General features: G+C 68.9%; 7 protein-coding genes. 3 read left to right on the forward strand and 4 right to left on the reverse strand.

All coding sequences use genetic code 11. The features are described 5' to 3' along the window. A partial coding sequence (locus VFF46_RS37210; protein WP_325041969.1) for an LLM class flavin-dependent oxidoreductase occupies positions 1-736 on the forward strand: 736 nt, incomplete at its 5' end. A gap of 55 nt (positions 737-791) precedes the next feature. On the opposite strand, the gene VFF46_RS37215 is transcribed toward VFF46_RS37210, so the two are convergent. Further along, positions 792-995 carry a cold-shock protein gene (locus tag VFF46_RS37215; protein WP_134100749.1) on the reverse strand — a complete coding sequence of 68 codons (204 nt, stop codon included), beginning with the start codon at positions 993-995 and terminating at the stop codon, positions 792-794. 423 nt (positions 996-1,418) lie between these two features. On the opposite strand from VFF46_RS37215, the gene VFF46_RS37220 reads away from it, so the two are divergent. Further along, positions 1,419-1,694 carry a protealysin inhibitor emfourin gene (locus tag VFF46_RS37220; protein ID WP_325041970.1) on the forward strand — a complete coding sequence of 92 codons (276 nt, stop codon included), beginning with the start codon at positions 1,419-1,421 and terminating at the stop codon, positions 1,692-1,694. Here VFF46_RS37220 and VFF46_RS37225 read toward each other — a convergent pair. Genes VFF46_RS37225 through VFF46_RS37235 form a run of 3 tightly spaced genes read right to left on the reverse strand, consistent with a single transcriptional unit; the run spans position 1,691 to position 4,946 of the window. Then, the gene (locus VFF46_RS37225; RefSeq protein ID WP_325041971.1) at positions 1,691-3,139 is read right to left on the reverse strand and encodes a beta-N-acetylhexosaminidase; all 1,449 of its coding nucleotides are present in this window, start codon (positions 3,137-3,139) and stop codon (positions 1,691-1,693) included. The two genes, VFF46_RS37220 and VFF46_RS37225, sit on opposite strands and share 4 nt — an antisense overlap. A 42-nt stretch (positions 3,140-3,181) precedes the next feature. Beyond that, positions 3,182-3,769, reverse strand: a complete 588-nt coding sequence (locus tag VFF46_RS37230; protein ID WP_325041972.1) for a fructosamine kinase family protein — start codon at positions 3,767-3,769, stop codon at positions 3,182-3,184. Then, positions 3,744-4,946, reverse strand: a complete 1,203-nt coding sequence (locus VFF46_RS37235) for an MFS transporter (protein WP_325041973.1) — start codon at positions 4,944-4,946, stop codon at positions 3,744-3,746. The genes VFF46_RS37230 and VFF46_RS37235 overlap by 26 nt, the downstream gene beginning before the upstream one ends. 48 nt (positions 4,947-4,994) lie before the next feature. Here VFF46_RS37235 and VFF46_RS37240 point away from each other — a divergent pair, with 48 nt between their 5' ends. Then, positions 4,995-5,669: a CGNR zinc finger domain-containing protein gene (locus VFF46_RS37240; protein WP_325041974.1), complete on the forward strand. Its 675-nt coding sequence runs from the start codon at positions 4,995-4,997 to the stop codon at positions 5,667-5,669. The last annotated feature ends 287 nt before the right edge of the window (positions 5,670-5,956 follow it).

Consider the following 5,956-nt stretch of genomic DNA (forward strand, 5'->3'; position numbering starts at 1 on the left):
GCAGGACTCGCCGTGGTACGGGACGACGCCGACGCTGACCGCGGCCGCGACCGTGACGTCGACGATCAAGCTCGGTACGTTCGTGACCTCGCCGAACTTCCGGCATCCGCTGGCGCTGACCCGGGAGATCCTCGCGATCGACGACGTGTCCGACGGCCGGTTCCTGTGCGGGATCGGCGCCGGCGGCAGCCTGGACGCGACGATCCAGGGCGGCCCGGATCTGACCCCGCGGCAACGCCAGGACCGCTACCAGGAGTTCGTGAAGCTGCTGGACATCCTGCTCACCACCGACGGCGTCGACTTCAAGGGCGAGTACTACGAGACCCGCAACGGCCGCACGCTTCCGGGTTGCATCCAGCAACCCCGCGTCCCGTTCGTCCTGGCCGGCAACGGCCCGCGCTCGCTCCGTTTCGCCGCCGAGCACGGCGACGGCTGGATGACGACCGGGGGAGCGGGCGACGACCTGGACAGCTGGTTCCGCTCGGTCGCCGACCTCAGCCACCGCCTCGACGACCTCGTCGGGGACCGCCCCTTCGACCGCTACCTGTCCCTCGACTCCATCGTCTACGCCCTCTCCAGCCCGTCCGCCTTCGAGGACGCCGTGGGCCGCGCCGCCGCCCTCGGCTTCACCGACGTCATCACCCACTGGCCCCGCGCCGAAGGCGTGTACGCCGGCTCCGAGGAGGTCCTGGAGCAGGTGGCTACCGAGGTGATCCCGAGACTGCGCCGAGCATGACGAAGGGGCCGCACGCCGGTCGGTGTGCGGCCCCTTCGTTGTGCTGGAAGGGCGATCAGATCGCGCGGATGTTCTCCGCCTGCAGGCCCTTCTGGCCCTGAGTGATCTCGAACTCGACGCGCTGGTTCTCGTCCAGCGAGCGGAAGCCCGACATCTGGATGGCCGAGTAGTGCGCGAACACGTCCGCGCCACCGTCATCCGGGGTGATGAAGCCGAAGCCCTTGTCAGCGTTGAACCACTTGACAGTACCGACAGCCATTTGTCTATCTCCTCGATGGCTATTAAAAATCCGTGGCCCACACCTCATGGACCACGCGTCGCCGAAAGGTCCCAGACGACAGACCGGCCATGCAGCACAGCAAAGTCAGGGAGTCCAAAACTGCAACGCCATAACTGTAGCCGTTCTGCGCGCTGATGGTAGGGGTGACCACAAACACGTGTCGCTGATTGTCGCGAATCGCTACCCTCCGTGCTCGGCGGTTCCGGCCCGCCGGATAACCCTTCCGGAACCGGAAATCCGGCGCCGACCTGCTGTTTCGCGGACGGCGGGGGATGCGGGAAGTTGGCAACGAAGGACAATTGACCGGTACGCCGGGTGATGGGCGCAGGATTCTGATCGAATTTCCCGGCGTGTCGCGCGGCTGTGGACAGTTGCCTGACGTGCAACAGCAAGGAGACGGAAATGATCGTGACCGTGACACGTAGCGGCGGATTCGCGGGACTGACCAAGCACGGCGAACTCGACACCGCTGGGCAGCCCGACGCGGACCGCCTCGAGTCCGCGGCCCGCGCGCTGGCCGCGAAGGACCTCGGCTCCGGCCGACCGCAGCCCGACCGGTACGTGTACCGCCTGGAGGTGCGTGACGTCCAGGACGCGGACGCCACGCAGCACACCGTCGCCGAGCAGGACGTGGACCCGACCACCGCCTGGCTGCTCGACCGGGTCCTCGACCGTTAGGCCCAGTCGATCTCCGGTGCCCGGTAGAAGTTGACGCCGAGCACCTCCCAGCGCGGCCCCTGCTCGGCCAGCCGGCTCTTGTACGCCGTCCAGTCGAGCGCGTCCTCCGCGGACCACCCGAGCTCGGCGATGCCGGGCAGCCGCGGGAACACCATGAACTCGACCTTGTCCAGGTCGTCGAGGGTCTCCGTCCACAGCGGCGCCTCGACGCCGTCGATCGCGCTCGCCGGCACGTCCGGGATCAGGGTGGCCGGGTTCCAGTTGTACGACTGCTCGACGCTGACCAGACCCGCCCAGTCCAGGCCGAGCGGCGTCTCCGCGTGGTACTTCATGTCCAGGTACGCGCGGTTCGCGGGGGAGAGCACCAGCGTCGCGCCCTGCGCCACCGCGCTCTGCGCCAGCACTTGGGCCTTCGGGTCCTCGGTGCCCCAGTACTGCACCACGGTGCCGGCCGGCAGCGGTCCGTCGGCGATCTCGTGCCACCCCATCACCCGCTTGCCGTGCTTCACGACCAGCTCCGCGGCCTTGGGTACGAAGGTGAGGTACTCCGAGTGCGGCGTCGAGTGAGCCTCGTCCCCGCCGAGGTGCAGGAACTCGCCGGGCGTCTGCTCGGCCACCTCCCGGAACACGTCGTCGAGGAACTCGTACGTGGCGTCCTTGTCGATCGCGAACGAGCTGAAACCGACCTCGGTCTCGGTGTAGAGATCCGGTGCCTGGTCGCCCTTGTTCAGCTCGGCGTACGACGCCAGTGCCGCGTTGGTGTGGCCCGGGGTGTCGATCTCCGGTACGACGGTGATGTAGTGCTCCGCGGCGTACTGGACGAGGTCGGCGTACTCCGCCTTCGTGTAGTAGCCGCCCGCACCGCCTCCGACCTGCAGGCTGCCGCCGTACTCCGTGAGCCGGGGCCACGAGTCCACCTGGATGCGCCAGCCCTGGTCGTCGGACAGGTGCAGGTGCAGCCGGTTGAGCTTGTAGAGCGCCACGAGGTCGATGAAGTGCTTCACCTGGTCGACGGTGAAGAAGTGCCGGGTGACGTCGAGCATCACGCCGCGGTACCCGTACCGCGGGGCGTCCGAGATCGACGTACCGGCGATCTCCCAGGGACCGTCCTGCTGGGTGGAGGCCTCAGCCTTGGCGGGCAGGAGCTGGCGGAGCGTGGTGACGCCGCGGAACACGCCCTCCGCGGTCGCCGCGGTGATCGTCACGCCGGACGCGTCCGCGCGGAGCTCGTACGCCTCGCCCTCCTGCGTGCCGCGGGTGGAGAGCGTGATCGTGCCGGCGCCGTCCTGGACCGGCAGGGCGAACCCGGTCGAGCGTCGGAGCCGCGCCGCGAACTGCTCGGCGATCGTCCTGGTGGCCGGGTCGTCGACGCCGATGGTGGCGTCGGGCGGCAGCGTGAAGGTCTGATCGGGAAGCGCCTGCTGCGCCGTGGGCTGCGGAATCATGATCGAAAGTGTTCGCGGCCCGGATGGTTACGTCAAGAGGCTTCAATATCGCCGGGAGACCTCGATCGCCTGCCCGATGTACCCACCACCGAACAGCACCGCATGCACCACCAGCGGATGCAGTTGGTGCAGCCCGACCCGCTCCCGCCACCCGTCCGCCAACGGACGCACCTCGTCGTACGCCCGCAGCACTCGCTCCAGGTGCGGCAGCCCGAAGAGCGCAAGCATGGCCAGGTCCGTCTCCCGGTGCCCGCCATGCGCGGCCGGGTCGATCAGGTGCACACCGTCAGGCGTCCACACCACGTTGCCCGACCACAGGTCGCCGTGGATCCGCGCAGGCTCCTCAGCAGGGTCGTCGTACACCCCTGACTCCAGCCGCTGGCAAACCCGCTCAAGCTCCTCCCACTCCTGCAGGTACGGCCTGAGCCGCAGGTTCGCGTAGAACGCACCCCATGACGGCGGCGGATCCACAGCGTGGGGCAGCGGCAGGGTCCCGATGTACCCGTCCCCGTTCCACCCGGCCGGCGCAGCCACCGGTACACCGCCTGGTACTGCGAGCCAGCGCAGTCCGGCGGCCTCTACCTGGAAGAAGTCGGCAGGGGCGTCAGGCCGGCTCTTCACAAAGGTCATGCTGCGACTCTGGCACGGCCGTTCGGCGTCTGGTCAGCAGGGGCTCGCTCAACATCACGAGAGCTGCAGCAGCGGTCAGCAGCCCGCCGACGAGCGCCACAGCACGTACGGACGTGTGGTCGATCAGTGCACCACCTACGAACGCTCCTGACGCGATGCCGACGTTGAACGCCGAGCTGGTCCCAGCAGACGCGATGTCGGTGCTGCCAGGAGCTACCTGCAGCGTGCGGCTCTGCGTCGCCACGGCCAGCCCGCTGAACGCCAGCCCGATCACCGTGATCAGCACAACCGTCGCCGCCGGCACCTGTCCCAGCGCGAACAGCCCGAACAGTCCGACGGTCAGGATCCCCAGCGGCACGACCGTCGCACCCCACGGGTACCGATCGAGCAGTCGCCCGACGATCAACGTCCCGGCGAACCCGCCCGCACCACTGACCAGCAGCATCGGACCGAGCAGCTGTCGCGAGAACCCGGTGATGTCCAGCAGGAACGGCGTGACGTACGTGTTGAACGTCAGGAACCCGGTCACCGCGACAGCCGACGTGACCAGCAGTACGACGAACTTCCGGCGATCCGGAGTGCTGCCCCGTCGCGAAGGGCTGTCTGCCACCTCGGTGCGCGGCAGCAGCAGGACAGCACCGACGCAAGCCACTGCGCCGAGCCCGGTCATCACCAGGAACGGCACCCGCCAGCCCGCCTGTTCGCCGAGCCAGGTGCCGAGTGGGATACCGATGATCGGTGCCAGCGCGGTCCCGATCGCGAGCCGTGCGACCACCCGGCCGCGGAACTCGGGCGGGAACAGACCGGTCGCGATCGGAGGGGCGATCGACCAGAACAGCGCCTGCGAGAGGGCAACCACCAGCCGCGCGGCGAACAGCAGCTCGTACGACGGCGCGGCCGCGGAGAGCGCGGTGGCGACGGTGAGGACACCGAGCGTGCCGGACAGGACCAGCCGGCGGGGGAGATGGAGGGTCAGTCGGGCGAGCGGGAGGGACGCGAGTACGACGACGGCGGCGTACCCGGTGACGAGGAGACCGACCTGGGAGCGGGAGCGGTGCAGGTCGTCGGCGATCACGGTCAGCAGACCGATCGGGAGCACCTCGATGGTCACGAAGGAGAAGGTCGAGACGCCGAGGCACACCAGAGCGGCGATGGCTCGACGGGACGAGAGGGGCATGGGTCACCTGATCCCGGCATGAGTAGGGTTACTGGTAGCGTCTCACCTATGGCCGACCGGTTTCACGGGGAGTTCCGCATCGTGGGCGGCCACCCTGCCCTCGACCTGGTGAACACCGTCAGCCCGCGGCTGCGTGGCGCCGAGCCGGAGCACGACTACCTGACGTCGGCGGCCGAGCTGCTCGCCTGGAGCCGACGCGTCGAGCTCGTCGACACCCGTGATCTCAGCTCGGTCGAGGGCACCTGGCGGACGGCGCCGGAGCTCGCCGCGAAGGCTTTGCGGGCGACGCTGGAGATTCGTGAGGCGACGTACGACGTGCTCGCGCCGCGGGCCGACGGTGCGGTCGGCGCGAGCGACGGCGTCAAGCGCAGTACGGGTTCCGCGTTCGAGCGCTTGATGTTGCGCTGGTCGGCGGCCGCCGCCCGTTCGATGCTGGTGCCGGACCGGACTCTGGAGCGCGGGGTGGCCGAGCTGGTGATCGGTACGGCGCCCGCGCAGCTGATCCCGGACCGTCTGGTGGTGGCCGCGGTCGAGCTGGTTCGTACCGTCGATCTGCGGCAGCTGAAGGCATGCCCGGTCGACGACGGCGGCTGCGGCTGGCTGTTCCTGGACCGCAGCCGGAACGGTTCCCGGCGCTGGTGCGCGATGGAGGACTGCGGGACCCGGGTCAAGATCCGCAAGCTGGGAGAGCGCCGCCGCGCTACCAGTGTTTCCGTCGTTTAGTGGTAGTTACACGGTCAGCTACGGGCTCACTACGCGAGAACGCGTGTCGAAAGGTGCAAATTGTCGCCGCGACCTGTCATCGTAGGCGGCCGGGCCTTCCGACAAGTGGGCCTTGGCCTGTCCTGCCCCACCACGGAGCGGGACGCACGAAACAGGATGTGGAGGACAGATGACGCAGGTGGCAGAGCAGCCGGGCAGTACTGCCGGGCGGCTCGGCTCGGTGGTGCTGGACTGCCCGGACCCACTCGAGCTCGCCCAGTTCTACTCGGCGCTGCTGGGGCTGGACA

It is taken from the genome of Kribbella sp. (genome assembly GCF_035655035.1).
Taxonomy (GTDB): domain Bacteria; phylum Actinomycetota; class Actinomycetes; order Propionibacteriales; family Kribbellaceae; genus Kribbella.

What these genes read in the sequence shown, in the direction of transcription:
- VFF46_RS37240 (WP_325041974.1), top strand. Translation starts at nt 4,995, where the DNA reads ATGGCCGACCGGTTTCACGGGGAGTTCCGCATCGTGGGCGGCCACCCT.
- VFF46_RS37230 (WP_325041972.1), bottom strand. Translation starts at nt 3,769, where the DNA reads ATGACCTTTGTGAAGAGCCGGCCTGACGCCCCTGCCGACTTCTTCCAG.
- VFF46_RS37220 (WP_325041970.1), top strand. Translation starts at nt 1,419, where the DNA reads ATGATCGTGACCGTGACACGTAGCGGCGGATTCGCGGGACTGACCAAG.
- VFF46_RS37235 (WP_325041973.1), bottom strand. Translation starts at nt 4,946, where the DNA reads ATGCCCCTCTCGTCCCGTCGAGCCATCGCCGCTCTGGTGTGCCTCGGC.
- VFF46_RS37215 (WP_134100749.1), bottom strand. Translation starts at nt 995, where the DNA reads ATGGCTGTCGGTACTGTCAAGTGGTTCAACGCTGACAAGGGCTTCGGC.
- VFF46_RS37225 (WP_325041971.1), bottom strand. Translation starts at nt 3,139, where the DNA reads ATGATTCCGCAGCCCACGGCGCAGCAGGCGCTTCCCGATCAGACCTTC.